A 24,230-nucleotide genomic window follows, 5' to 3' on the forward strand; every position below is an offset into this window, starting at 1 on the left:
ACTCCTAGATGGAGTGCTCGCCGTGGAAGTACTCAAAGACCCAGCCGATCGCGGAGACCGCCACGAACGGGACCGCCAGCATGACCAGCCACCAGCCGACGGCCAGACCGAGGAACATCAGCGCACCGGACGCACCGAGGAACAGCGGCCACCAGGAGTGCGGGCTGAAGAAGCCGTAGTCGCCCTCGATGTCGGAGATCTCGCCCAGCGGGTCGTCGTCCGGACGCAGGTCGATCTTGCGACCGGTCCACCACAGGAACCCGCCGATCATGATGCACAGCCCGGCGGTCAGGAACAGCGCGACGGTGCCGACCGGCTCTTCCCACTTGGTGAAGACGCCGTAGATGATGCCCATGATCGCGCTGAACGCGAACAGCAGGGAGAACAGCTTGAATTCGACCTTCACAGCAGCGTCACTTCTCCTTGGGGCTGGACTCGCCGGCGAAGCTCTGCGCACCGTGGTCCGCCGAGCCGACCAGCTGGGACAGCGTGTCCGGTGCGGCCTTCACCGACCAGGCGGCGGCCTCCGGGTGGTGCAGGTCGAACGCCGGACGCTCCGAACGGATCCGCGGGATCGAGTCGAAGTTGTGCCGCGGCGGCGGGCAGGACGTCGCCCACTCCAGTGAAGCACCGTAACCCCAGGGGTCGTCGGTGCCCACCATCGGAGCGGTCCGCCAGGTCTTCCAGACGTTGTAAAGGAACGGCAGCATCGAGATGCCGAGGATGAAGGCGCCCACCGAGGAGATGTCGTTCATCCACTGGAAGTCGTCGGCCGGCAGGTAGTCGGCATACCGACGGGGCATGCCCTTCACGCCCAGCCAGTGCTGGATCAAGAAGGTGGTGTGGAAACCGATGAACAGCAGCCAGAAGTGCAGCTTGCCGAGCTTCTCGTCGAGCATCCGGCCGGTCAGCTTGGGCCACCAGAAGTACCACCCGGCGAACATCGCGAACACGACCGTGCCGAACACCACGTAGTGGAAGTGCGCAACCACGAAGTAGGAGTCGGTGAGGTTGAAATCGAGCGCGGGGCTGGCCAGGATCACACCGGTCAGACCGCCGAACAGGAACGTCACCAGGAAGCCGAGGACCCACAGCATCGGGGTCTCGAAGGTGAGCGAGCCGCCCCACATCGTGCCGATCCAGTTGAAGAACTTCACCCCGGTCGGCACCGCGATGAGCATCGTCATGACCGCGAAGAACGGCAGCAGCACCTGGCCGGTGGCGTACATGTGGTGCGCCCACACGCTCACCGACAGGGCGGCGATCGCGATGGTCGCGAAGACCAGCGTCTTATACCCGAAGATCGGTTTGCGGGAGAAGACCGGCAGGATCTCCGAGACGATGCCGAAGAACGGCAACGCGATGATGTAGACCTCCGGGTGCCCGAAGAACCAGAACATGTGCTCCCAGAGCATGGCGCCGCCGGTGGCCGGATCGAAGACATGCGCGTTCATCACCCGGTCGGCTCCGAGGCCGAACATCGCGGCGGCCAGCACCGGGAAGACGACCAGGGCCAGGATCGAGGTGATCAGGATGCCCCAGGTGAACACCGGCATCCGGAACATCGTCATGCCGGGTGCGCGCATGCAGATGATCGTGGTGATGAAGTTGACCGACCCGAGGATCGTGCCGAAACCGGCGAGGGCCAGACCGAACACCCACAGGTTGCCGCCGAGGCCGGGGCTGTACGTCGCGTTGGACAGCGGCGCATAGGCGAACCAACCGAACGCGGCCGCACCCTGCGGGGTGAGGAAGCCGGCGGTGGTGATGCACGCCCCGAACAGGTAGAGCCAGTAGGCGAACATGTTCAGCCGCGGGAACGCCACGTCGGGAGAACCGATCTGCAGCGGCATGATCGCGTTGGCGAACCCGGCGAACAGCGGTGTCGCGAAAAGCAACAGCATGATCGTGCCGTGCATGGTGAACAGCTGGTTGAACTGCTCGGGGTTGTCCACGACCTGCAGGCCGGGTGCGACCAGCTCGGCGCGGATGAGCAGCGCCAGCACACCGCCGATCAGGAAGAACGCGAACGAGGTGATGAAGTAGAGGTTGCCGATGACCTTGTGGTCGGTGGCGGTGATCCACTTGACGATGGTGCGGCCCGGATGGCGCGTGCGCGCCCGCGCCGCCGCACGTGCGTCGCCGGCGTCACCCGAGTCACCGACGCGAGGTGTTGCGATGCTCGCCATGACTACTTCGCCCCTTCAGTGACGATGTCGGAGTTGTCCGTGCCCTGCGGCAGGAACTGCTGCAGCTTGGCGGCGTCCTTGGGCACGATCTCCGAGCCGTTGCGGTCCAGAGCGTTGGACAGGAAGCCGGTCTGGCCGCGCTGGCGCAGCTGCTCCATCTTCTTGTTGTAGTTGGCCTCGCTGACCACCTTGACGTTGAACAACATCTGCGAGTGGTAGGCGCCGCAGAGCTCGGCGCACTTGCCCTGGTAGGTGCCGATCTGGGTCGGGGTGACCGCGAACTTGTTGACCTTGCCCGGGATGACGTCCATCTTTTGCAGGAACTGGATCACCCAGAAGGTGTGAATGACGTCCCGCGAGGTGAGCACGAACTCGACCCGCTTGTTGACCGGCAGGTAGAGCGTCGGGATGGTTTCCTCCGGGTTCGGCGCGCTCATGTCGGCCTGCACACCCGCGTCATACACCTTGGCGTTGACGTAGTTGAAGTCCCAGGACCACTGCTTGGCGACCACGTTGACCGTGACGTCCGCCTTCTGGCTGGTGTCGAGCATTTTGTTCTCGAGCTCGACGGTCTTACCGAACAGCACTGCGACCATGAAGATCGGCACGACGGTGTAGAGGATCTCGATCGGCACGTTGTAGGCCAGCTGCGGCGGCAGGCCGACGTCGGTCTTCTTGCGGCGGTAGCGCACCACGCAGTAGAGGATCAGGCCCCAGACGAGCACACCGACCGCGAGCGCCCAAACCCAGCTGGACACCCAGAAGTCCTCGATCTCCTTGGACAGGTTGGTCACGCCGTCCGGCAGGTAGCCGCGCTTCTCCACGGGGGTGCACCCCGTCAGCACGAGAGCGCTGAGACCGATCAGGGCGGCGAAGCCGACCTTTCGGTGTCGCCGGCCCCGCGGGGGCTGTGAGCGACGTGTGGATTTCACGTGGCGATTGTCTGATCCGGGCACGGGGAAACCCTATCCCAGCCTCGTTCGTTCACGTCGCCAGGGCGGTGCTCGGTGTCGGCTCGGTGTCGCGTCAATTGCCTTACGCCGGAGCGGGGCTGGTCGCTCAAGCGGGCTCGTCGCGCCATACGGCGGGTATGGCGAGGGCCGCGGCCTGCTCCAGGCGCCTCAGGTAGTCGCGGCGGGTGATCTCGCGCACACCCAACGTGCGCAGATGATCGGTCTGCCACTGCACGTCGATCAGCCGCCGCGCATCTGCGTCGGCGAAGAACACCTCGACCAGCGCCCAGAGCGCCACCTTGCTGGCGTCGGTCGCCCGGTGGAACATCGACTCCCCCGCGAACAGGCCGCCGGTGCACACGCCGTACAGGCCGCCGACCAATTGGTCGTCCTGGTCCCACACCTCGATCGAGTGCGCCCAGCCGAGTTGGAACAGTCGGGCGTAGGCGTCCGCGACATCAGCGGTGATCCACCGGCCGTCCCGGCTGGGGTCGGCGCAGCCGGCGACGACCTCGTCGAACGCCTCGTCGGTGGTCACCCGGAAGCGGTGGCGAGACCGGCGCAGCGAGCGCGGCACCCGATGCTCGCCAGGCAACAGCACCCCGCGCTGCAGCGGGGACCACCAGCCGATCGGCGGCCGCCCGTCGTCGCCGATGCCCATCGGGAACAGTCCGCTGCGGTAGGCGGCGAGCAGGGTGCCGGGCGCCAGGTCGGCGCCGACCGCGATCAGGTCCTGCGGAAGGTGCAGGTCCTGGTCACCGAGGTTCCACTCGGTCGGTGGCGGTTCGATCGGCACGACGTGAGATTCAACGTCAAGTTGAGGATCAGGCTCGCGGGCACTTCAGGCGGGACTCCACGGCGGCGACGGTGTCGGCGCCGTACGACTCCCCCAGCCGGCGCAGGAAATCGCCCTGCCGCAGCACGTACTCCTGGGTGCCGACCGTCTCCAGCACGTAGGTGGCGAGCATCGAACCGATCTCGGCGCAGGTGCGCAGCGGCAACTGCCAGGTGAGACCGGCCAGGAACCCGGCCCGGAACGCGTCACCGACGCCGGTCGGGTCGACCCGCTTCACCTCACCGGCGACCGGGATCTCGATCGGGTCCTCCCCCTTGCGCAGGATGACCGCGCCGTCCTTGCCCTTGGTGATCACCCGGGTGCCGACCTGGTCGAGCACCTCGTCGGCCGACCAGCCGGTCTTCTGCTCGGTCAGCTGCGCTTCGTACTCGTTGGTGAACAGGTATTCGGCACCGGCGATTAGGTCGCGGATGAACGGCCCGTCGGCGAACGCCAGCTGCTGGCTCGGGTCGGCGATGAAGGGGATCTTGCGCTGCCGGCACTCGACCGTATGACGGCGCATGCCCTCCGGGTCCGACGGTCCGACCATGACCAGGTCGAGCCCGCCGACGCGCGCGGCAACCGGGGCGAGCTCGATCTCTCGAGCCTCGCTCATCGCGCCGGCGTAGAAGGTCGCGATCTGAGCCATGTCGTCGTCGGTGGTGCACACGAATCGCGCGGTGTGCTTGGTCTGCGAGACGTAGACCGAGTCGCAGTCGACGCCGTGGCGCTCCAGCCACGAGCGGTAGTCGGCGAAGTCCTCACCGACCGCGTCGACCAGGATCGGCGAGAGGCCGAGATTGCCCATTCCGAAACAGATGTTGGCGGCCACGCCTCCGCGGCGGATCTGCAGATCGTCGGCAAGGAACGACACCGAGATCTTGTCGAGTTGCTCGACGACGAGGGAGTCTGCGAAGCGGCCCTTGAAGGTCATCAGATGGTCGGTCGCGATGGAACCGGTGACGGCGATCTTCATGGCGACAACCTATCCTCCACCCATGCCAGACGCCGCCGCGGCACTGCAGGCCGCGATCCGCCGGCGCACCGTCGCCGGTGCGGCCAAGGACGACGCCGAGTTCGACGGCCTGCACGCCGACCTGCGGGCCCACTTCCCGCTGCTGTTCGCCGCCTGCGAGCAGGTGCCATTGCCGGAGCACGCGCTGCTGTTGCGGTGGCCGGGCCGTGGTGGCGCGGCCCCCGTCATACTCATGGCGCATCAGGACGTGGTGCCGGTCGACACCCGCGACGACTGGGCGCACCCGGCCTACGGCGGCGACATCGTCGACGGAGTGATCTGGGGGCGCGGGACGCTGGATTGCAAGGGTTCGCTGGTCGCGATCTGCGCCGCCGTCGAAGGTCTGCTCGCCGACGGGTTCACCCCGCAGCGAGACGTCTGGTTGTCGTTCGGCTCGGACGAGGAGACTCTCGGGCACACCGCGCAGGCTGCGGTCGCGCAGCTGCAGGAGCACGGCGTCGACCCGTGGCTGGTGCTGGACGAGGGCGGTATGGCGGTCAGCGGCGCCTTTCCCGGTGTCTCCGCGCCGATCGCGGTCATCGGGCTGGCCGAGAAGGGCGTGGTCGATCTCGAACTCGTTGCCACCGCCGATGGTGGCCACGCGTCGATGCCGCCCCGGCGCGGTGCTCCGGCCCTGCTGGCGCGGGCGGTCCTGCAGTTGGAGCGGCATCCCGCGCCGGTGGCGCTCCCCGACGCGAGCGTGCTGATGTTGCAACGGCTGGCGGCTGCGGTGGGCGGTCCGCTCGGGGCAGTGCTCGGGCGGGCAGGTGCGCTCCGGGGGCCGCTGGCCCGGGTGTTCGCCCGGCTCGGACCGGCCACCGCGGCGATGGTGCGCACGACCTACGCGGTGACCGAGTTGCAGGGCTCGCCCGCACACAACGTGCTGGCCACCACCGCCCGCGCCGGGGTCAATGTGCGGGTGTCGGTGACCGAGACCGTCGATGAGGCGGTCGCGCGGATCCGGGACGTCGTCGGTGAGCGCGTCGAGGTGGTGGTGCGGGACGCCTACGAGCCCAGCCCGGTGGCGGAGGTCGGCGCGGCATACGAGCTGTTGGAGGAGGTCACCCGCGAGGTGATGCCCGACGTCATACCGGTCCCCTACGTCGTGATGGCCGCAACCGACGCCCGGCACTTCCAGCGGGTATGGCGAAACTGCTACCGCTTCAATCCGTTTCGGATGAGCGAGGCGCAACGCCAGTCACTGCACAACGTGGACGAGCACCTGACGCTGGAGTCGCTGCTCGAGGGCGTCCGCTGGTACGAGCGGCTGCTGCGCGGTCTCTGAGCGGCCGCCTTCGACTCTCTGACCGGTGGCGTCCCGCTCAACTGACCGACGCGAAAAAGGGGCGGTGTTCACGAACTGGATTCGTGAACACCGCCCCTTTTCCGGTGTTTGCGAGGAGCCGCAGACTCAGCTGAAGCTGTCGCCGCAGGCGCAGGAGCTGCCCGCGTTGGGGTTGTCGATGGTGAAGCCCTGCTTCTCGATGGTGTCGGCGAAGTCGATGGTGGCGCCCTCGAGGTAGGGGGAGCTCATCCGGTCGACGACGACCTCCACACCGCCGAAGTCCCGCACGAGGTCACCGTCGAGGGTGCGCTCGTCGAAGTAGAGCTGGTAGATCAGGCCGGAGCAGCCGCCGGGCTGCACGCCGACGCGCAGGCGCAGGTCATCGCGACCCTCCTGCTCGAGCAGGCTCTTGACCTTGCCGGCGGCGACGTCGGTGAGAACGACACCGTGGGTGTCGGTGGTGGCCTGGGTGGCGTTGGTGTCGACGCTCATTGCATCAATTCCTTCTCGCACGGATGAACGGGGTCACGGTCAGCAGGTCCAACAGTGGGTGCCGGCCGATCATTCCCGCGTCTGTCCCACCAGCGTACGTCGCCGGCTCAGACACCGCGCCAGGTGCCTGCCAGTCGGCGCGCCGTGGTCTGCAACGCCTGCGGCAGGTCGGCGCGATCGGGCGCTGGGCGACGGCTCATCGGGTCGACCAATCCGTATGCCGCAGAGGCCCCCAGCGACATGGTTTCGCGCCGACCGACCTCGACCTGCTCGGCGAGCACCAGCGATGGCTTGGCGGCGTCGCCGGCCGCGCCGACGACGGTCGCGACAACCGCGTGCTCGAGACTGCGCCAGTCGAAGACTCGGGTGCCGACCACGACGAGGTCGCTCTCGGCGACGCGGGCGGCGAGGCCGACCGTCTCGGCGAAGAACTCCGGCCCGGGTCGCAGCTGCGCCCCGAGCGCCGCCAGACCGAACCCGACGCCGCCGCCGGCCCCGGCACCGGGCTCCCGGTCGGTGCGGTGCTCCTTACCGGTGAGCAGGTCGGTCCGGGCAGGGATCAATCGGCGGACCTGATCGGCATACGCGCCCATCGCGCGCTCGCGGTCCTGCGCTTCCTGCTTGGTCCAGCCGAGCCCCTCCACGGCCGCAGCGGCCGCGCCCTGTAGTCCGAGCAGCGGGATGTCGCTGTCACAGGCCGCGGTCAGCCCGATGCCGGTGAGCCGCTCACGGGCGGCGGGCAGCGCGACGGCGAGATCGGGGTGACCGCCCAATGCGGTGATCAGACCGTGCCCGCCGTCGACCCCGGCGACCTCACCGACGCCGACCACGACGCGTCCGGCGCCCTGGTCGAGTGCGGCGCCGATCGCGCGGCCCAGCGGCGCGGAGTCGCCATCCGGGCTCAGCTCGGCGGAGTCGAGATAGGTGACGCCGTCGTGGTCCAGGTGGCCGGCAGCCCCGACCACTCCCCCGAGACTGCGCTCAAGCGCGTCGACGAAACCGATCCCGCCCGCCGAGAACGGCACCGCCTCGACGCCGACGTCGGGCTGTCGCTGCTGCCAGCCCTCGGCGATCGCGGCAGTCACCCCGTCGGCAGACAGGTCGGCCCAGTGGTCACTGCAGATGAGGACTCGCACCGCTCCATTGTGCGGGTCACCCGGTCAATGCTGACGCTGCATCTCCCAGGCCAACCGGATGGCGGTGCGGATCGCGTCGGCGTCACCGTCGAGGTCGGCCTGCACCTTCTGGTGCCGTTCCCAACGCGGCGGCACCCCGAAGGTGTCCGGGTGCGCGTCGAGCAGTCGCTCCCGGTCGGCGAAATCAACTCGTACCAGGACGGTTCCGGGCTCGTCCTGTCGTACGACGAGTCGGTCGTCGACAAACCAGGCGACGCGACCCGAGTGGCCCTTGCGTTTGCAACCGGCCAGGGTCCGGGTGAAGGCGTCGATCTCCTCCAGGTCCATCACCCGAGCGTATGCCGCAGGCCCGCAGCCGCCCCCTCGGCAACTGCACTTTTCCCACGACGCTCGCAGGAAAGGACAGTCGCGGTGCACCGGTCACACGAGCATCATCCACCCGCCGAGGCCGAGGCAGCCGAGCCCGACGAGCAGCATCAGCGACACCCACAACCCGGCCGGGAACGGCGTGATGCGCGCGAGCTGATCGGGGTCGGAGCCCCGGCCGCGCCCGGCACGGCGGGTGCGTTGCAGATCGATGACCGACCAGGGGCACGCGAGCAGCAGGAACCAGGTGATCGTCTGCGCGACGGCGACCTGCACCTGATCGGAGAGCCACCAGGTGACCGCGAACAGCGCGACGCCGCTGACCAGCACCACCCACAACCCGTAGAGGTTGCGAATCTGCAGCAACAGCAACGCAAGTGCAGCAAGCAACAACCACAACGCCCCGACCGCGTGTCCGCTGTGTAGCACGAACGCCAGCAGCAGGCCGAGCACACCCGGCCCGACATACCCGGCGAACAGCGTTGCCACCATGCCGAACCCGCGGGGCCGGCCGCGCGACACGGTGAGGCCGGAGCTGTCCGAGTGCAGTCGTATGCCGGACAGGCTGCGCCCGGCGAGCAACGCGACGACGCCGTGCGCGCCCTCGTGGGCGACGGTCACCAGGTGCCGGCTGGCGCGCCACGCCGGCGCCCAGAGGATGCATGCGGCAGCCAGCACGGCGAGTGCGGCCGTGGCCCGTGCGTCCAGCGGCGCGTTGGTCGCCGTCGCGCGTTGCCACCATTCGTCCACGCCGTCGCAACGGCCGGCGCGGCAGCGGTGTTCCGTTATGAGCGTGCTGTGCCGCCGGCAAATCCGTTGCGCGACAGCCGTCGACGCCCGATGCTGACGCATGTGATCGCACCCGACCTGTCCGCGTGGGGCCTGCCCACGCCGACGCAGGTGCGTGCGCCCGAGCACGGCACCAACAACGAAGTGCGCCTGGTGACTTCGGGCGAGGAGCGATTCGTCTGGAGGCAGTACGAGAACCTGCGAGTCGAGCAGGTCCGCCGGGAGCACGCTCTACTCGGCTGGCTGGGACGGCAGGGTCTGCCGTTCGCGGTGCCCGAGCCGCTCACCACCCGAGCCGGCGCAACCTTCGCGCGGCACGCCGACGGTCGGGCGATCTCGGTGCACCGGTTCATCCCCGGGCGGAGACCAACCCGGGATGACACCGAAATAGCGTTAACCGCAATGGCATTCGCCACTCTGGTGCGCGTCCTGGGCGCGGCGCCGACCGATGTCGCGATGCGGGACTGGACGTCGACGGGCTTGACCGAAATCCACCCCGGCTCGCGGGACATCGAAGCCCTGCTGGGCCGGCTCGACGACGAGGGAGTCGACTCGGGGTGGCTACGGGACGTGCTGTCGTCCGACGCCGATGTCCGACGCCGATCCGCGCACCTGCCCCGACAGGTCGTGCACGGTGACATCGCGATGTCGAACGCGCTCATCGAGGACGGCGTCATCACCGGGCTGCTCGACTTCGAGATATCCGGCTGGGACTGCCGGGCGAGCGACGTCGCGACCGCGATGCTGACGCTCGGCGGCGACCCCTGGACCGAGCGTGGCCGCTCCCAGATTGCCTTGGTGCACGAGATCTTCGACCAGACCCTGGACCTCACCCGCGATGAGACCTGGCTGCTGCCAGAACTCGTCCTGCGCCGCCTGGCGGGCAGTGTCGTATGGCGGGCAGGCCGCTGGTCGGCCGGGTCCGCGGACATCGGCGAGGTCGCCGGTCGGGTGCACGACGGCGCCGCGCACGTCGCTTCGGTCGACGCCTACCGGCCGCGCTGAGCCGAGGTCGCGCCAACGGTCTGCAGCCAGAGGTCCGCGTAACGCTCGGCATCCACCTCGAGGGCGACGTCGACGACCGCGCGGGAGCGGCCGTGCGGATCGTGGTCGAGGTCGCCGCTCCAGTCGCGGGGGTCGACGATCGTCTGTCCCCGCGACCACCGACCGGCGAGTTCGACCCGGACCGGAAGTGGGGTGGTACGGATGCCGTCGGGGTCGATCACGGCGCAAACCGCACCTGCGTCGCCGATGGTGGCGGAGTCGGATCCGAAGCGGTTGCACTGAAACCCGATGAGTTCACCGCCCAGCTGAGCCGGTCCGTGTCCGCCGACGGCCGACAACGACGCCGCTTGCGCACGGGTCACCGACGGCTCGTAGAACACGTCGAGGCCGTACATCGTCACCGGTATGCCGAGCCCGGCCGCGGCATCCAGCACGATCGCCGTGGCCTCCGGGTCGTGGAAGACGTTGAACTCCGCCGAGGCGGTCGCGTTGCCGTGGCGCGCGGCGCCTCCCATGAAGACGATGCGTGAAATGCCCTCCGCCGCCTGCGGATAGGTCCGCAGCAACAACGCGATGTTGGTCATCGGGGCGGTCGGCACCAAGGTGACGGGGTCGTCGGCCGAGGCGAGCAGTACGTCGCGCAGCAGCTCGACGGCGTGCCGCCGGTCGGGAGCGCGCGCCGTGGTCGCCCAGCCGAGGTCGCCCATTCCGTCCTCACCGTGCACATGGCGGGCGTGCACGGGCTCCTCCAGCAGCGGCCGCTCCGCCCCCATCGCGACCGGCACGTCCTCACGGCCGGCGATCTGCAGCACTGCCAACGTGTTTGCCGTGACCTGGGCGGCATCGGTGTTGCCGCCGACGCACGTCACCGCCCGCAGGTCGAGCGCCGGGTGCAGCGCAGCGAGCAGCAGTGCGCACGCGTCGTCGACCCCGGTGTCGACGTCCATCACGACCGGAGTGGTCACGTGAGCAGCAGTCCGTCCGGGCCGAGCGCGGGGTTGTCGGCCGAGGGCACCCGCTCGGCGACAGCGATCTCCCCCGGGGCCGTGCCGGCACCAAAAGGCTTACCGCCCAAGGACTCTCGGCCGTGCGGAGTCATCCAGTTGCTGAGGTCCGGGCCCATAGGGACGATGCCGGTCGGGTTGATGTCGCGGTGCACGACGTAGTAGTGCCGCTTGATCTGGGTGAAGTCGACGGTGTCGCCGAAGCCGGGTGTCTGGAACAGGTCACGGGCGTAACCCCACAGCGCCGGCAGCTCGATCAGCTTGCCGCGGTTGCACTTGAAGTGCCCGTGATAGACCGGATCGAAGCGGACGAGCGTCGTGAACAGGTTGACGTCGGCCATCGTGATCGTGTCACCCATGAGGTAGCGCTGCCCGGCGAGGCGCTCCTCCAGCCAGTCGAGGGCCGTGAAGAGACGGGCGTAGGCCTCGTCATACGCCCCCTGACTGCCGGCGAAGCCGCAGCGGTAGACACCGTTGTTGACCTCGGTGTAGACGCGTCGCGTCACCTCGTCCATCTCGGCCCGCAGCCCCTCCGGGTAGAGGTCGGGCGCGCCGTCGCGGAAGTGCTCGGTCCACTCCGTGGCGAGGTCGGTGATCATCGGCGCGAAGTCGTTGGTGACCACGCCGCCGCTCGGCACGTCGACCATCGCCGGCACGGTGATGCCGCGTGGGTAGCCCGGAAACCGTTTGTCGTAGGCATCTTTCAGCCGTGGGATCTGCAGGACGGGGTCCAGGCCGCCCGGGTCCAGATCGAAGGTCCAGCTGTTCGCGTCGTGGGTCGGCCCGGCCAGCCCCATCGAGATCGCGTCCTCGAGGCCGAGCAGCCGACGCACGATGATGGCCCGGCTCGCCCACGGGCAGGCGCGCGCGGCGATCAACCGGTAGCGACCCGGCTCCACCGGCCAGCCGTCCCGCGCGTCACGGGTGATGCGATCGGGGATGTAGTTGGTGTCGCGCTTGAACGACGGTTCCACGTAACTGCCCTGTGCCATGGCCAGACGTTACCGTCGCGGCCAGGCACCGGATCAGGCAGACCTCGCGCGGCCCATCGGGCCAGCCCGGCCTGCACGATCTCATCCGGCCACACTCCCCCGGCGCGCTCGACGAGCGCCCTTCCCTCAGCGCGTATGACGGCAGCCACCTCACACATGGCGGCGACGACGGCCGCGCGGTCTGCTACGGGCGGCAGCAGCGACGACAACCGACGCTGTTGTCCCGCCGTCAATTTCGCCGACCACTGCTTGACACCCATTGGCGGCAACGGCGCGTTGGAGATGACGTAAAGCTCGTAGAGGAAGCGCCGGCAGTTGTGCACCGCCTCCTGTCCGAGTAACCAGTCGCCACGGGCGACCACGGCATCGGGGAAGATCGCCAGCTGCCGACCGAACTCTGCGGCGATTCCCTCCATCCGCGCCATGTCAGGACGGTCGCCTTCGGCGCCGATTGCCTGCGGCAGCACCGGATCCGGGCGCCGATCGAACACCACCACCCGATGGACATATGGCGACGAGCCCGTCTCCGCGACACCCTCGAGCACGATGTCGATTCGCAGCCCGGATCGGGTCAACAGTGCGAAACTCCCTGCCATCCCTGCGATCTCATAGGTCCACACCGGGTCGAGGAAGTCCCACACGACCGCGCCGTCAGCGGCGACTACGGATGGCTCGTAAGCCGTGACGATCAGGTCGAGATCGCTCCCGGTGTCGGCGACTCCCCTGCCGATTGAACCGCCGAGCCACAGTGCCGCTACCCGGCCGTCGTCCTGCAGCCGGACCACCACCCGGTCGAGCAACTGCGCGTAGCCGTCGGGCAAGTCGGCAATGGCTCCGGCGACAGCCGGGTCGAGCGTCACTTCGCCTGCGGCAACCGGGCGAGCAACAGCGCCTCGGCCAGGCAGACCTTCTCGAACTCGCCGAGGTGCAGGCTCTCGTTGGCGCCGTGCGCGCGGGAGTCGGGATCCTCGACGCCGGTCACAAGGATCGCGGCGTCGGGGAACTTCTCGGCGAACGCCGCGACAAACGGGATCGAGCCGCCGACGCCGATGTCGACCGGGTCGGTGCCGTCCCACGCATCGGTGAATGAGCTGCGCGCCACGTCGTACACCGGCCCCTGGGCGTCGGCGTCGAAACCGGCGCCCTCGTCGTCCAGGCTCACCTCGACCTGCGCGCCCCACGGCGCGTGCTCGGTCAAGTACTTGCGCAGTGCGTCGTATGCCGCGCGCGGGTCTTCGTCCGGTGCGATCCGCATCGACACCTTGGCCCGCGCGGACGGCACGAGCGTGTTGGACGCGGCGTCGACCGCGGGTGCGTCGATGCCGATCGTGGTGATCGCCGGCTTGGTCCACAGCCGGGACAACAGCGAACCGGTGCCGATCGGTTGCACGCCGTCGAGCAGGCCGCTCTCCTCGCGCAACCGTGCCTCGTCGAAGTCCAGGTCGGCGGCCGCCCCCGACTTCAGCCCCTGGACGGCGACGTCGCCGGCGTCGTCGTGCAGGGTGGCGAGCAACCGGATCAGCGAGCTGATGGCGTCCGGCACGGCTCCGCCGAACATGCCCGAATGGACGCCGTGATCGAGTGTCCGCACGCTCACGACGACCCGGATCATGCCGCGCAACGTCGTGGTGAGGGCCGGGACGCCGACCTTCCAGTTGGTCGAGTCTGCGAGGACGATCGCGTCGGCGGCCAGCTTGTCGCCGTGCTTGTCGAGGATGGTGGCGAGCGAGTCCGAGCCGACCTCTTCCTCGCCCTCGACGAAGATGTTGACGCCGACCGGCGGCTTGCCGTCGTGTGCGCGCAGCGCCGCGACATGCGCCATGACACCCGCCTTGTCGTCCGCAGCGCCGCGGCCGTAGAGCCGACCGCCGCGTTCGGTCGGCTCGAACGGCGGGGTGTCCCAGTCGGCGTCCTCGCCCGGGGGCTGCACGTCGTGGTGGGCGTAGAGGGTGATGGTCGGCGCGCCCGCGGGCGCGGCCAAGCGGCCGATCACCGCGGGTCGCCCACCCTCGCGCACGATTTCGACGTCGAGGCCCTCGGCGCGCAGCAGGTCCGCCACCGCGTCCGCGCTTCGGTCGACCTGGGTCTGGTCGAAGGAATCCAGCGAGACGCTCGGGATGCGGGTCAATGCCTCGAGGTCGGCGCGGACGCCGTCCATGAGTTCGCTGACCTTGGTGCGGAGGGTGTCCGTTGCGGCGGTGTCGTCAGTCACGGACACCAAGCTAGTGCGCCCGTCGCCGCCCTCGCACGCGGGCGGAGGCACTCCGCGAGCACCGTAGAATGACTGATGTGTTCGGCCGCAACAAGACCACTGAGACCACCGACCCCGCACCGGAGGCGATCTCTGTCGACCTCGACAAGGACGCCGCCCGGTCGGGCGTGACCCCGAAGAAGGGCCGGCCGACCCCGAAGCGCCGCGAGCAGGAAGCCGCCCGACGGCAGCCGCTGGTGCCGGTCGACCGCAAGGCGGCCAAGAAGCAGTCGCGTGAGGAGGCGCGCAAGGCGCGGCTTGAGCAGCGCGAGGCCTTCGCCCGCGGCGACGAGAAGGCGCTACCCCCGCGGGACAAGGGCCCGATCAAGGCTTTCATCCGTGACTACATCGACTCCCGGTGGAACTTCGGCGAGATCCTGCTCCCGCTGATGCTCGTCGTGCTGGTGCTCACCGTGTTGCCCAACCGCAGCCTGCAGATGGCCGCGTTCTTCTTCCTGTGGCTGGTCGTGCTGGTCGGGATCGTCGACTCGGTGCTGGTGCTGCGGCGGATCAAGAAGCAGATCCGCGAGCGTTTCCACACCGACCCGCCGCGCGGCACCACGTCATACACGATCATGCGGGCGTTCCAACTTCGGATGGGTCGCCGTCCGATGCCTCGCGTGAAGCGCGGCGACAAAGTCTGAGCGTCGGTGACGCTCCGTCAGGAGCCGTCCGACAGCGGCATCGGCCCGTAGACGACGGTGTCGTCCTCGTGCAGCGTCACCGCTGCCACGCCTTCGTCGGCCAGCGTCCGCCAGTGCTCCCCGAGCCAGCTCTCGGCGTCGTTCTGGGTGGGGAATGCCGTGGTGACAAGTTGCGGCGCACTCAACTGCGCGCCGCCGGTGTCTTCGTAGCTCCAGGTCCATCCGCTCATGGGCTTCACCCTAATGAGGGCATACGAAAACCCACTGGACTCCCCCGATGGGCCCAGTGGGTTCTCGCCTCAGGTGAAGCGGCGGTCAGCCGGACTTCACCTCGCTGTGTGTCATCCGCCAGATGCCCGCGACCATCGGCACGACCAACCAGATGACGAGCGAGACGCCGAGCTTGGCCCAGTCCGAGCCCTGCATGCTCGCGTCGAGCAGCGGCGCCATGGTCTTGTTCGTATCGGCCCATTCGGCGATGTTCGCCATCCAGGAGAAGCTGCCGAGCATCGACCACAGGCTCGGGATCAGCAGGTAGGCGACGATCGCGCCGGGCGTGTTCTGGATCAGCATGCCGAAGGCGACACCGATCGAGATGTAGAGCAACTGACCGACGAAGATGCCGACCACGACTTCCCAGCTGATGCTCCAGGACGGGTCGCTGCCGCGGATGATGTCGGTGAGCAGGGTGAACACGGCGGCCACGACGAAACCAGCGACGACACCGATCAGCCCCATGAGCGCCGAGGCGGCCCACTTGGACAGCGCCACGCGGGTGCGGCGAGGCTCCAGCGTGAAGGTCACCAGCCCGGTCCGCTGCGACCATTCGCTGGTCACCGCGAGGATGCCGATGATCGGCAGCAGCAGCTGCAGCACGATCGACCCGATCTGCACGAAGTCGTTGAACGACTTGTCCTCGGCCGGGCTGCCGGCGAACATCGGGATCAGCGAGACGCCGATCAGCAGTGCCACGACCACCGCCAGCAGCACTCGCCCGGCGCGGGTGTCGACGAGCTTGCGCAGCTCCAGCTTGACCAGCCGCGCGAACGGCACCCCGGAGATCGTCTCGTCGGCGATGCGGGACGGCATCCGCTCATCCGCCATCAGTTGTCCAGTAGTCATGCCGCCACTCCTTCGCGTGCGTCGGCTGCGGTCAATTGCAGGAACATCTCCTCCAGGCCGGCGGTGCCCGCCTGACGCAGCTCGGTCAGCACGACCTGCTGCTCCAGCGCGATGCGGCCGACCTGCTCGGGCACGGCGTCGGTGTGTATGCCGCCGCCGGTGGCCGGGCTCGCCTGGAAACCGGCGCTTTCCAGCGCATTGGCCAAGCGCTGGTCATCGGTGGTGCGCACAGTGGTGCCGGCGGCGGACAGCAGGGCCGACTTCGGACCCTCGGCGACGATCTTGCCGCGACCGATCACGATGAGTTCGTCGGCGACCACCTCGACCTCGTGCAGCAGGTGCGAGGACAGCAGCACGGTGCCGCCCTCGTCGGCGAAACCGCGCAGCAGCCCACGCATCCAGCGGATGCCCGCCGGGTCCAGGCCGTTGGCCGGCTCGTCGAGGATCAGCACCTTGGGGTCGCCGAGCAGCGAGTGGGCGATGCCGAGCCGCTGCCGCATGCCGAGGGAGTAGTCACGCAGGCGCCGCTTGGACTCCTCCTTGTTGAGGCCAACCAACTCGAGCATCTCATCGACGCGGCGGCGGTCCAGGCCCATCATGATCGCACCGAGGGTGAGGATTTCCCGGCCGGTGCGGCCGTTGTGCTGGGCGGCCGCGTCAAGCAGCACACCGACGTGCCGGCCCGGGTTGGGCAGCGCGGCATAGGTTTTGCCGAGCACGGTCGCCGTGCCCGAGGTGGGCGGGGTCAGACCGCAAATCATCCGCATGCAGGTCGACTTGCCGGCGCCGTTCGGGCCGAGGAAGCCGGCAACCGTGCCGGGCTGCACCTCGAACGACACCGAGTCGACCGCGGCATACGAACCGTAGCGGCGGGTCAGGTCCTCGACTTTGATCATGGCTCCAGCCTGGCAATCCGAAGGTAGGTCGCGCATCGGCCGCGGGGCTGGAAACCACCCCGACTTTGGTATGACGTGGGCTCCGGCCACGGACGCATACGCTGGTCCGCGTGAATCTCGCGCTACCCGGAGTCAGCCGTCGCCGGCACATCTGGGGTGAGGTATGGCGCGAGCTGCTGGCCGCCACGATCGGTGTGGCTCTGGTGGTGACGCAGGCCGCGCAGGACGTGCGCGGCTACCGCGACGGCGAGCACTGGATCCTGGTCGACGGCCTTCTTGGCCTGGTGTCGTTGGTGCTGCTGCTATTTCGCCGTCGGTGGCCCTTCGCCGTGTGCCTGATTCTCGCCGGCTTCTGTTTCGTGTCGACCACGCCGACGGGTGCGTCGTCGATCGCGTTGATCTCCCTCACCACCCATCGACGATGGAAGCCGGTCGCGGTCGCCGGTGTCGCGTACCTGGCCGGTGGTTACGTCTACCAATACTTGTTCCATCCACCAGAAGACGGGAACAGCGACTTCCTCGCCTCGGGGATCTTCGGGCTGCTCGCACTGGGCTTCTGCATCGCCACAGGTATGGCGATCGGCGCCCGACGCCTTCTGATTGCCGGGCTGCACGAACGACTCCTCGATGCCGAGAGCCGCCAGCAGTTGCGGGTCGAGCAGGCCAGGGTTGCCGAACGCTCGCGGATTGCCCGGGAGATGCACGACGTGCTTGCCCACCGAATCTCGTTGGTGGCCATGCATTCCGGCGCCCTGGCCTATCGCAGCAACCTCAGCCAGGAGGAGTTGCAGGAGTCCTCGGCGATCATCCGGGACAACGCGCACGCGGCGCTCAGCGAGCTGCGAGAAGTGCTGGGCGTGCTGCGTGACCCGACGGCAGGCGACGACGCCGCACCGGACGCACCGCAACCGACCCTTGCCGACCTGCCGTCCCTGGTGAACACCGCGGAGAAAGCCGACGGCCCGGTCGAGCTCGACATGCCGTCCGATCTCAGCGGGCTCAGCGATCTGGTGTCGCGTAACGCCTACCGCATCGTCCAGGAAGGGCTGACCAATCGCCGGAAACACGCGCCGGGCAGGAAGATTCACATCCAGCTGCGACATGCCGACGACAATCTGCAGCTGCGCATGTGGAACCCCCTGCCGCAGCCGTCGGACGACGACGAGCGGCTCCCCGGAGCAGGGCTCGGCCTGGTCGGTGCCACCGAGCGCGCGGTCCTGGTCGGGGGCGAGTTGACCTCCGGGCGGGACCGGGCGGGCGACTTCGTGGTGCGGGCCCGGCTACCGTGGCCCGGTGAGCTCGCCGACTCCTGACGACCCGACCACCACATCGACCAAGATTCGCGTGCTGCTCGTCGACGACGACGCGCTCGTGCGCGCGGGGTTGCGCATCATCCTGCGCGGAGCGGACGACATCGACGTGCTTGCCGCCGACCCGGCGGACGGAGCCGCCGGTGTGCAGACGGTGGCCGAGCAGCGTCCGGACGTTGTCCTGATGGACATCCGGATGCCGGTGATGGACGGCATCGAGGCGACGAAACGCATTCTGGCGCAGCCTAATCCGCCGCAAGTCATCGTGCTCACGACGTTCGACTCCGACGATCTGATCGTGCAGGCACTGCGCGCCGGCGCCGGTGGTTTCCTGCTGAAGGACACCCCGCCCGAACGACTCGTCGATGCAGTCCGTGCGGTCGCCTCCGGTGACCCGATCCTGTCGCCGTCGGTGACGCGCCAACTGGTGGACCGGGTGACGACCGGGCCGGACCGCGACCGGCAGGCGGCCCGCGACAAATTGACGGTGCTGACCGACCGGGAGCGAGAGGTCGCCGACCTCATCGGCGAGGGGTTGTCCAACGCCGACATCGCTCGCCAGCTCTACATGAGTGTCCCCACGGTGAAGGCACATGTTTCGCGAGTGCTGACCAAGCTCGCGGCCGACAACCGTGTGCAGGTCGCGATTCTCGTCCACGAATCGAGACGTTCCGACTGAGCGTTCCGGCCGCTACGCTCGCGTGCGACATCCGTCACAACCGACAAGGACGAGCACATGAGCGCTTCATCGGACATCCTCGGCCAGCTCCCGATCGACCAGATCGCTGCGCAGGTCGGCTCCGACCCGCAGCAGGTGCAGGCCGCGGCCGAGCAGGTCGTTCCCGCGCTGCTGGGCGGGATGCAGGCCAACGCGACCGACGAGGGTGGTGCGGCGTCCCTGGCGCAGGCACTCAGCCAGCACCAGGACCGTGACCCCTCGACCGTGCAGCCGGACGAGGCGAACAAGATCGTCAGTAACGTCTTCGGCGGCAACGAGAACCAGGTCGTCCAGCAACTCGGCGGGCTCGGCGGTGGCAACGACCTGGTCAAGAAGCTGTTGCCGATCCTCGCGCCGATCGTGCTGAAGTACTTGTCCGACAAGGTGCTCGGCGGCAACCAGGCCCCGCAACCGACCGGCGGCAACACCGGCGCGCAGAACCCACCTGCCGGTGGCCAGCCGCCGGCCGGTCAGCAGGCACCGACCGGCTCCGGCGGGGGTCTGGGCGACATCCTCGGCAGCATCCTCGGCGGTGGCGGACAGGGCGGCACCGCACAGGGTCAGACGGGCGCGCTGCCCGGCGGCCTCGGCGACATCCTCGGCGGGCTGCTGGGCGGCGGTAAGAAGCAGTAGGCCCCGTCATACCCCCAAAAGTCCTGCGGGTCAGCTGTGGGCTCGGACCGCCTCCGCGACCGCCGGCGCGACGCGCTCGTCGAACACCGACGGCACGATCTCGTCGGCGGTCGGCGTTTCGATGAGGCCGGCGATCGCCTCGGCCGCCGCCAGCTTCATCTCCTCGGTGATCGCCTTGGCACCGGAGTCGAGTGCGCCGCGGAACAGGCCGGGAAACGCCAGCACGTTGTTGATCTGGTTGGGGAAGTCGGATCGGCCGGTGGCCACCACTGCCGCGTGCCGGGCGGCCACCTCGGGGTGAACCTCCGGGTCCGGGTTCGCCAACGCGAAAATGATTGCACCGTCTGCCATTTCGCGGATGGCGTCCTCAGGCACCGATCCGCCTGAAACGCCGACGAAGACGTCCGCGCCGGCGAGCGCGTCGGTCAGCGACCCGGTCACCTGCCGCGGGTTGGTGCTCTCGGCGAGCTTGCGCTTGTGCGGGCCGAGGTCCTCGCGCGACCGGGAGATGACGCCCCGCGAGTCGGCCACGACCACATCGGGTATGCCGGCGCGCTCGAAGATGTTCGCGATCGCGACGCCGGCCGCACCCGCACCGGCGATGACCACCTTGAGCGAGGGCAACTCGCGGCCGACCACCTTCGCCGCGTTGAGCAGTGCGGCGAGCGTGACGATCGCCGTACCGTGCTGATCGTCGTGGAAGACCGGAATGTCGAGTCGTTCTTTCAGCGCATCCTCGATGTCGAAGCAGCGGGGCGCCGAGATGTCCTCGAGGTTGATCCCGCCGTAGGTCGGCGCGATGCGCGCGATGGCCTCTACCAGGTCCTCGACCGGGCCGGTCTCCAGGCACACCGGCACCGAGTCGACCCCGCCGAAGTGCTTGAACAACACCGCCTTTCCCTCCATCACCGGCAGTGCGGCGGTCGGGCCGATGTCGCCGAGGCCGAGCACGGCGGTGCCGTCGGTGACGACTGCGACGGTGTTGTGGCGGGTGGTGTAGCGGAACGACAACTCCGGGTCGGCTGCGATGGCGCGGCATACATCGGCGACGCCCGGGGTGTAGAGCAGCGACAAGTCGTCCCGGTCGCGGAGCGGTTTGGTCGGTACCGACTCGAGCTTGCCGCCCTCATGGGCGACGAAAACCGGTCCGCTGACTTGGGGTGTGTGGCTGCTCTCACTCATGGCCGCATCAGACAAGCACATCGGCGGGCGGTCGAGCGAGCGTTTCTCACGACGCGGCGCCTCCCGCGTCGCCCCTCTCGCCGTTCCAGGGCCGGGTGGCTACGCTCGGCTTACCCATGTGGTGGGTGTGACGGACGACAGTGATGAGGATGGTGAGCTTCGTGCCGGCGACTCTGGTGCTCGGGGGCGAGGGCAGTGGTCGAGGCAGGTATGCCGTGAGCCTGCTGCGCGATCAGGCGGCGGCGACGGTCGCGGTGCCGTCTCCCGAGGAAGCGTCACCCGACCGCGACCCCTCCGCGGGGTGGCCGGACTCCTGGACCGTCACCGGCACCAACGACCTGTCCCGCACGATCCTGCGCGCGCGACACCCGGTGCTCGTGGACGACCTCACCGCGTGGGTGGCGTTGCTGCTCGACCGCGCGGATGCCTGGTCGGACCCCGAGCGTGCCCTGGCCGCGGTGACCGACGCTGCGGACGAGTTGGTGACCGTCTGCCTGGGAGTGCCGTTCGACGTCGTGCTGCTCAGCACTGACGTCGGCTCGATCCCGCTCCCCCGCAACGAAACTCGCCGGAAGCTGCAGCGCACCGTAGCTGAGGCGAACCGGCTGATCGGCGCTGCCTTGCCACACGTGGTGCTGGTGACCGGCGGACGGGCACTGGACCTCAGCGACAGCCCGCGGGTGCGCTGAGGCCGGCCGCGGCCGTCAGGAGGTCTCGACCTTAACGAACGGTGGTTTGACCACCGTGGCAGGCAGCTCACGGCCACGCACGTCGATGACGACGTCGTCCCCCTCGGACACGCCGCGGTCGAGTAGTGCGAGCGCAATGCCCTGCTTCAGGGTCGGCGACATCGTGCCCGAGGTGACCTCGCCGATCACCGCACCCGAGGCGTCCTTGACCTCGCAGTGGCTGCGCGGGATGCCGCGGCCGGTGGCCAGCAGACCCCACGTCAGTCGATAGCCGCCGGCGTCCTTCTGGCGTTGCAGCGCCTCCTTGCCCCAGAAGGCGTCCTTGCCGCGCCCGACCGCCCAGCCCGCGCGCGCCATGTTGGGGGTGATGTCGAGTGTCAGGTCGTTGCCGTGCAGCGGGTACCCCATCTCGGTGCGCAGCGTGTCGCGGGCGCCGAGGCCGCAGGGCAATCCGTCGTACGGCGCCATCGCCTCGACCAGCGCGTCCCAGAGGGCGGGTGCGTCGTCCCACCGGGGGACCAACTCAAAGCCCTTCTCCCCGGTGTAGCCCGAGCGCAGCACGATGACGTCCCGGCCCTGCCACTGCGCGACCCGGAACGACATGTAGTCCAGGTCGATCGGCAGGCCGAGCGCGGCGACGACCTCGGGCGCCTTCGGACCCTGCACCGCGATGATCCCGTAATCGGTGTGCTGATCGGTGATCTCGATGCCCTCGGGTGCCGCGGCCTGCAGCAGCCGGACGACCTCGGCGGTGTTGGCGGCATTCGGCACCAGGAAGATCTCGTCCTCGGAGGTGAAGTACTGGATCAGGTCGTCGACGACGCCGGCGGTCTCGTCGTCCAGGCACATCGTGTACTGCGCCTTCGGCGGCGCGACCTTGCGCAAGTCGTTGGTGAAGCACGAGTTGACGAAGTCGGCCGCGCCGCTGCCCCGCACGAGCGCCTTGCCCAGGTGCGAGACGTCGAAGATGCCGACCCGCTCGCGCACCGCGGTGTGTTCGCGCAGCACGCCGCCGCCGGGGTACTCGATCGGCATCTGCCATCCGCCGAAATCGGCTAGCTTGGCCCCGAGGGCCACATGGCGATCATGCAAGGGGGACGTCTTCGGCTCCGCAGTCATGCACCGCACGGTAGCCGGGCCCGGCACCATGCCGTGCGCCGACTCTCACCGGCGCGGCGTATCGTCCGCGTCGATCGAACACCGAACGATAGGAGCCCACGTCGTGCCGACGTTGACCGTGACAGATACCTCCTCCGGCAAAAGCAAGGCGGACGCGCTCGTCGTGCTCGCCGTGCAGGAGGACGGGCGCGCGAAGGTCGCCCCCGCGACCGCGCTGGACCGGGCGACGCAGGAGCACCTGGACGCGAGCCTGCAGGCGCTGGACGCAACCGGTGCAGCCGACGAGATCGTCCGGCTGCCAGGTGTTCCCGGCATCCAGGGGGTCGTGGTGATCAGCGGCTCCGGACTGGCCGCGAGCCCGCAGGCCGACGACGCGGAGGTGGTCCGTAAGGCCGCCGGCGCTGCGACCCGGTCGCTCGTCGGCAAGGTGGGCTCGGTCGCGTTTGCCTTCCCGGCGGAGACCGCGGAGCTCGTCGTCGCGACCGGCGAGGGCGCGCTGTTCGGCGCCTACGAGTACGACGCGTACCGCTCCAAGAAGTCGGCCAAGCCGATCACCAAGGTCTCCGTCCTGTCACCGCTCGCAAAGGACAAGGCGGTGCGCGCCGGAGTGAAGCGGGCCGGGGTCGTCGCGACGCAGCGCGCCTGGGCGCAGGACCTGGTCAACATGCCGCCGCTGGACCTCTACCCCGAGTCCTTCGCCGAGCAGGTCAAGGAGCACCTCGCCGGCGGCAAGGTGAAGGTCAAGGTGCAGGACGAGAAGGCGCTCGCCAAGGCCGGCGCCGGTGGCCTGGTCGGCGTCGGCCGGGGTTCGGCGCGCCCACCCCGCCTGGTCACCCTCACCTACCGGCCCGCGAAGGCGGGGCAGCACCTGGCCTTCGTCGGCAAGGGCATCACCTTCGACTCCGGCGGCCTGTGCATCAAGCCCGCCGAGAGCATGGTGTCGATGAAGGACGACATGGCCGGCGCCGCTGCCGTCGCAGCAGCCGTGGCCGCCATCGCCGAGCTCGGTCTGCCGGTCGCGGTCACGGCATACCTGTGCCTGGCCGAGAACCTCACCGGCGCGGACGCGCAGCGCCCGGGCGACGTCGTCACCATGCCCAACGGCAAGACGGTGGAGGTCATCAACACCGACGCCGAGGGCCGGCTGGTGATGGCCGACGGCCTCTGCTTCGCCTCCCGCGAGCAGCCCGACCTGATCGTCGACGTCGCGACGCTCACCGGTGCCGCGGTGTTGTCGCTCGGGTCGCGCACCGCTGCCGCGTTGGGCAACGACGACACCACCCGGGAGGAGGTGGTCGCGGCGGCGACGACCGCCGGTGAGGACTTCTGGCCGATGCCGCTCCTGCAGCACCTGCGATCGGGCATGAAGTCGCTGGTCGCCGACATCAAGCACACCGGCCCGCGGATGGGCGGGATGATCGTCGCCGCGCTGTTCCTGCAGGACTTCGTCGGTGACGACAAGGACGGCAACCAGTTGCCGTGGGTGCACCTGGACATCGCGGCCCCGGCATACTCCGCCGACGAGACCTACGGCTACGTCGGCAAGGGCGCCACCGGCTTCGCGGTGCGCACCCTGGTGCAGCTCGCCGAAGGCCGCGCCTGAGC

At 69.0% G+C, this 24,230-nt stretch carries 26 protein-coding genes; 8 read left to right on the top strand and 18 right to left on the bottom strand.

Annotated elements, in window-relative coordinates; translation table 11 throughout:
* Positions 1-4 precede the first annotated feature (4 nt).
* The 5 genes from N2M23_RS06240 to N2M23_RS06260 form a co-directional block, all read right to left on the bottom strand.
* Entirely contained in the window at positions 5-406 is a 402-nt protein-coding gene (locus N2M23_RS06240; RefSeq protein WP_265444111.1) for a cytochrome c oxidase subunit 4, read from the bottom strand.
* A gap of 7 nt (positions 407-413) precedes the next feature.
* Positions 414-2,189, bottom strand: a complete 1,776-nt coding sequence (gene ctaD, locus N2M23_RS06245; RefSeq protein ID WP_265444112.1) for an aa3-type cytochrome oxidase subunit I — start codon at positions 2,187-2,189, stop codon at positions 414-416.
* A 2-nt stretch (positions 2,190-2,191) separates the two neighbouring features.
* Positions 2,192-3,121 carry an aa3-type cytochrome oxidase subunit II gene (gene ctaC, locus N2M23_RS06250; protein WP_265444114.1) on the bottom strand — a complete coding sequence of 310 codons (930 nt, stop codon included), beginning with the start codon at positions 3,119-3,121 and terminating at the stop codon, positions 2,192-2,194.
* Between the two features lie 127 nt (positions 3,122-3,248).
* The gene (gene aat / locus N2M23_RS06255; protein ID WP_425270192.1) at positions 3,249-3,938 is read right to left on the bottom strand and encodes a leucyl/phenylalanyl-tRNA--protein transferase; all 690 of its coding nucleotides are present in this window, start codon (positions 3,936-3,938) and stop codon (positions 3,249-3,251) included.
* A 28-nt stretch (positions 3,939-3,966) separates the two neighbouring features.
* Complete coding sequence (locus tag N2M23_RS06260; RefSeq protein WP_265444115.1) at positions 3,967-4,953, bottom strand: carbohydrate kinase family protein; 987 nt, start codon at positions 4,951-4,953, stop codon at positions 3,967-3,969.
* Positions 4,954-4,975: 22 nt separating this feature from the next.
* Between N2M23_RS06260 and N2M23_RS06265 the strand changes: the two genes are divergently transcribed.
* The gene (locus N2M23_RS06265) at positions 4,976-6,277 is read left to right on the top strand and encodes a M20/M25/M40 family metallo-hydrolase (RefSeq protein ID WP_265444117.1); all 1,302 of its coding nucleotides are present in this window, start codon (positions 4,976-4,978) and stop codon (positions 6,275-6,277) included.
* Positions 6,278-6,403: 126 nt separating this feature from the next.
* On the opposite strand, the gene N2M23_RS06270 is transcribed toward N2M23_RS06265, so the two are convergent.
* The 4 genes from N2M23_RS06270 to N2M23_RS06285 form a co-directional block, all read right to left on the bottom strand.
* Positions 6,404-6,769, bottom strand: coding sequence for a HesB/IscA family protein (locus N2M23_RS06270; protein ID WP_171154896.1), 366 nt, complete (start codon positions 6,767-6,769; stop codon positions 6,404-6,406).
* A gap of 107 nt (positions 6,770-6,876) precedes the next feature.
* The gene (locus N2M23_RS06275; RefSeq protein WP_265444118.1) at positions 6,877-7,905 is read right to left on the bottom strand and encodes a glycerate kinase; all 1,029 of its coding nucleotides are present in this window, start codon (positions 7,903-7,905) and stop codon (positions 6,877-6,879) included.
* Between the two features lie 24 nt (positions 7,906-7,929).
* Entirely contained in the window at positions 7,930-8,232 is a 303-nt protein-coding gene (locus N2M23_RS06280; RefSeq protein ID WP_265444120.1) for a hypothetical protein, read from the bottom strand.
* A 93-nt stretch (positions 8,233-8,325) separates the two neighbouring features.
* Positions 8,326-9,021, bottom strand: coding sequence for a M50 family metallopeptidase (locus N2M23_RS06285; RefSeq protein WP_265444122.1), 696 nt, complete (start codon positions 9,019-9,021; stop codon positions 8,326-8,328).
* A gap of 102 nt (positions 9,022-9,123) precedes the next feature.
* On the opposite strand from N2M23_RS06285, the gene N2M23_RS06290 reads away from it, so the two are divergent.
* Positions 9,124-10,065 (top strand): phosphotransferase, encoded by a 942-nt coding sequence (locus N2M23_RS06290; RefSeq protein WP_265444123.1) that lies wholly within the window; start codon positions 9,124-9,126, stop codon positions 10,063-10,065.
* Here the strand turns inward: N2M23_RS06290 and N2M23_RS06295 are convergent.
* The 4 genes from N2M23_RS06295 to N2M23_RS06310 are packed head-to-tail and all read right to left on the bottom strand — an operon-like array spanning position 10,050 to position 14,273.
* Entirely contained in the window at positions 10,050-11,030 is a 981-nt protein-coding gene (locus tag N2M23_RS06295; RefSeq protein ID WP_265444125.1) for a nucleoside hydrolase, read from the bottom strand. The genes N2M23_RS06290 and N2M23_RS06295 overlap by 16 nt on opposite strands.
* On the bottom strand, positions 11,027-12,061 hold the full coding sequence (locus tag N2M23_RS06300; protein WP_265444126.1) for a glutathione S-transferase family protein: 1,035 nt from the start codon (positions 12,059-12,061) through the stop codon (positions 11,027-11,029). Before N2M23_RS06300 ends, N2M23_RS06295 begins: the two co-directional genes overlap by 4 nt.
* Positions 11,944-12,921 (bottom strand): nucleotidyltransferase domain-containing protein, encoded by a 978-nt coding sequence (locus tag N2M23_RS06305; RefSeq protein WP_265444127.1) that lies wholly within the window; start codon positions 12,919-12,921, stop codon positions 11,944-11,946. The genes N2M23_RS06300 and N2M23_RS06305 overlap by 118 nt, the downstream gene beginning before the upstream one ends.
* Positions 12,918-14,273: a dipeptidase gene (locus N2M23_RS06310; protein ID WP_425270193.1), complete on the bottom strand. Its 1,356-nt coding sequence runs from the start codon at positions 14,271-14,273 to the stop codon at positions 12,918-12,920. Before N2M23_RS06310 ends, N2M23_RS06305 begins: the two co-directional genes overlap by 4 nt.
* A 68-nt stretch (positions 14,274-14,341) precedes the next feature.
* Here N2M23_RS06310 and N2M23_RS06315 point away from each other — a divergent pair, with 68 nt between their 5' ends.
* A complete protein-coding gene (locus N2M23_RS06315; RefSeq protein ID WP_265444129.1) occupies positions 14,342-14,956 on the top strand; it encodes a DUF3043 domain-containing protein in 615 nt (204 codons plus the stop codon).
* A gap of 17 nt (positions 14,957-14,973) precedes the next feature.
* Here the strand turns inward: N2M23_RS06315 and N2M23_RS06320 are convergent, their stop codons facing one another.
* From N2M23_RS06320 to N2M23_RS06330, 3 genes are all read right to left on the bottom strand, one after another.
* Entirely contained in the window at positions 14,974-15,186 is a 213-nt protein-coding gene (locus N2M23_RS06320; RefSeq protein ID WP_265444131.1) for a hypothetical protein, read from the bottom strand.
* A gap of 85 nt (positions 15,187-15,271) precedes the next feature.
* Positions 15,272-16,078, bottom strand: coding sequence for an ABC transporter permease (locus N2M23_RS06325; RefSeq protein ID WP_265444132.1), 807 nt, complete (start codon positions 16,076-16,078; stop codon positions 15,272-15,274).
* Positions 16,075-16,974: an ABC transporter ATP-binding protein gene (locus tag N2M23_RS06330; protein ID WP_265444133.1), complete on the bottom strand. Its 900-nt coding sequence runs from the start codon at positions 16,972-16,974 to the stop codon at positions 16,075-16,077. Before N2M23_RS06330 ends, N2M23_RS06325 begins: the two co-directional genes overlap by 4 nt.
* A 110-nt stretch (positions 16,975-17,084) precedes the next feature.
* On the opposite strand from N2M23_RS06330, the gene N2M23_RS20920 reads away from it, so the two are divergent.
* From N2M23_RS20920 to N2M23_RS06345, 3 genes are read left to right on the top strand one after another with little or no spacing between them, the layout of a single operon-like run.
* Positions 17,085-18,287: a sensor histidine kinase gene (locus N2M23_RS20920; protein ID WP_265444134.1), complete on the top strand. Its 1,203-nt coding sequence runs from the start codon at positions 17,085-17,087 to the stop codon at positions 18,285-18,287.
* Complete coding sequence (locus tag N2M23_RS06340) at positions 18,268-18,963, top strand: response regulator (protein WP_265444136.1); 696 nt, start codon at positions 18,268-18,270, stop codon at positions 18,961-18,963. The genes N2M23_RS20920 and N2M23_RS06340 overlap by 20 nt, the downstream gene beginning before the upstream one ends.
* Before the next feature lie 57 nt (positions 18,964-19,020).
* A complete protein-coding gene (locus N2M23_RS06345) occupies positions 19,021-19,635 on the top strand; it encodes a DUF937 domain-containing protein (protein WP_265444137.1) in 615 nt (204 codons plus the stop codon).
* A 30-nt stretch (positions 19,636-19,665) separates the two neighbouring features.
* On the opposite strand, the gene N2M23_RS06350 is transcribed toward N2M23_RS06345, so the two are convergent.
* On the bottom strand, positions 19,666-20,817 hold the full coding sequence (locus N2M23_RS06350) for an NAD(P)-dependent malic enzyme (RefSeq protein ID WP_265444139.1): 1,152 nt from the start codon (positions 20,815-20,817) through the stop codon (positions 19,666-19,668).
* A gap of 143 nt (positions 20,818-20,960) precedes the next feature.
* On the opposite strand from N2M23_RS06350, the gene N2M23_RS06355 reads away from it, so the two are divergent.
* On the top strand, positions 20,961-21,506 hold the full coding sequence (locus tag N2M23_RS06355; RefSeq protein ID WP_265444141.1) for a bifunctional adenosylcobinamide kinase/adenosylcobinamide-phosphate guanylyltransferase: 546 nt from the start codon (positions 20,961-20,963) through the stop codon (positions 21,504-21,506).
* Positions 21,507-21,521: 15 nt separating this feature from the next.
* Here the strand turns inward: N2M23_RS06355 and gcvT are convergent, their stop codons facing one another.
* A complete protein-coding gene (gene gcvT, locus N2M23_RS06360; RefSeq protein ID WP_265444143.1) occupies positions 21,522-22,625 on the bottom strand; it encodes a glycine cleavage system aminomethyltransferase GcvT in 1,104 nt (367 codons plus the stop codon).
* Between the two features lie 103 nt (positions 22,626-22,728).
* Between gcvT and N2M23_RS06365 the strand changes: the two genes are divergently transcribed.
* A complete protein-coding gene (locus tag N2M23_RS06365) occupies positions 22,729-24,228 on the top strand; it encodes a leucyl aminopeptidase (protein WP_265444145.1) in 1,500 nt (499 codons plus the stop codon).
* Positions 24,229-24,230 lie beyond the last annotated feature (2 nt).

Origin of the sequence: Flexivirga meconopsidis (genome assembly GCF_026162425.1) — a bacterium.
GTDB classification, from domain to species: domain Bacteria; phylum Actinomycetota; class Actinomycetes; order Actinomycetales; family Dermatophilaceae; genus Flexivirga; species Flexivirga meconopsidis.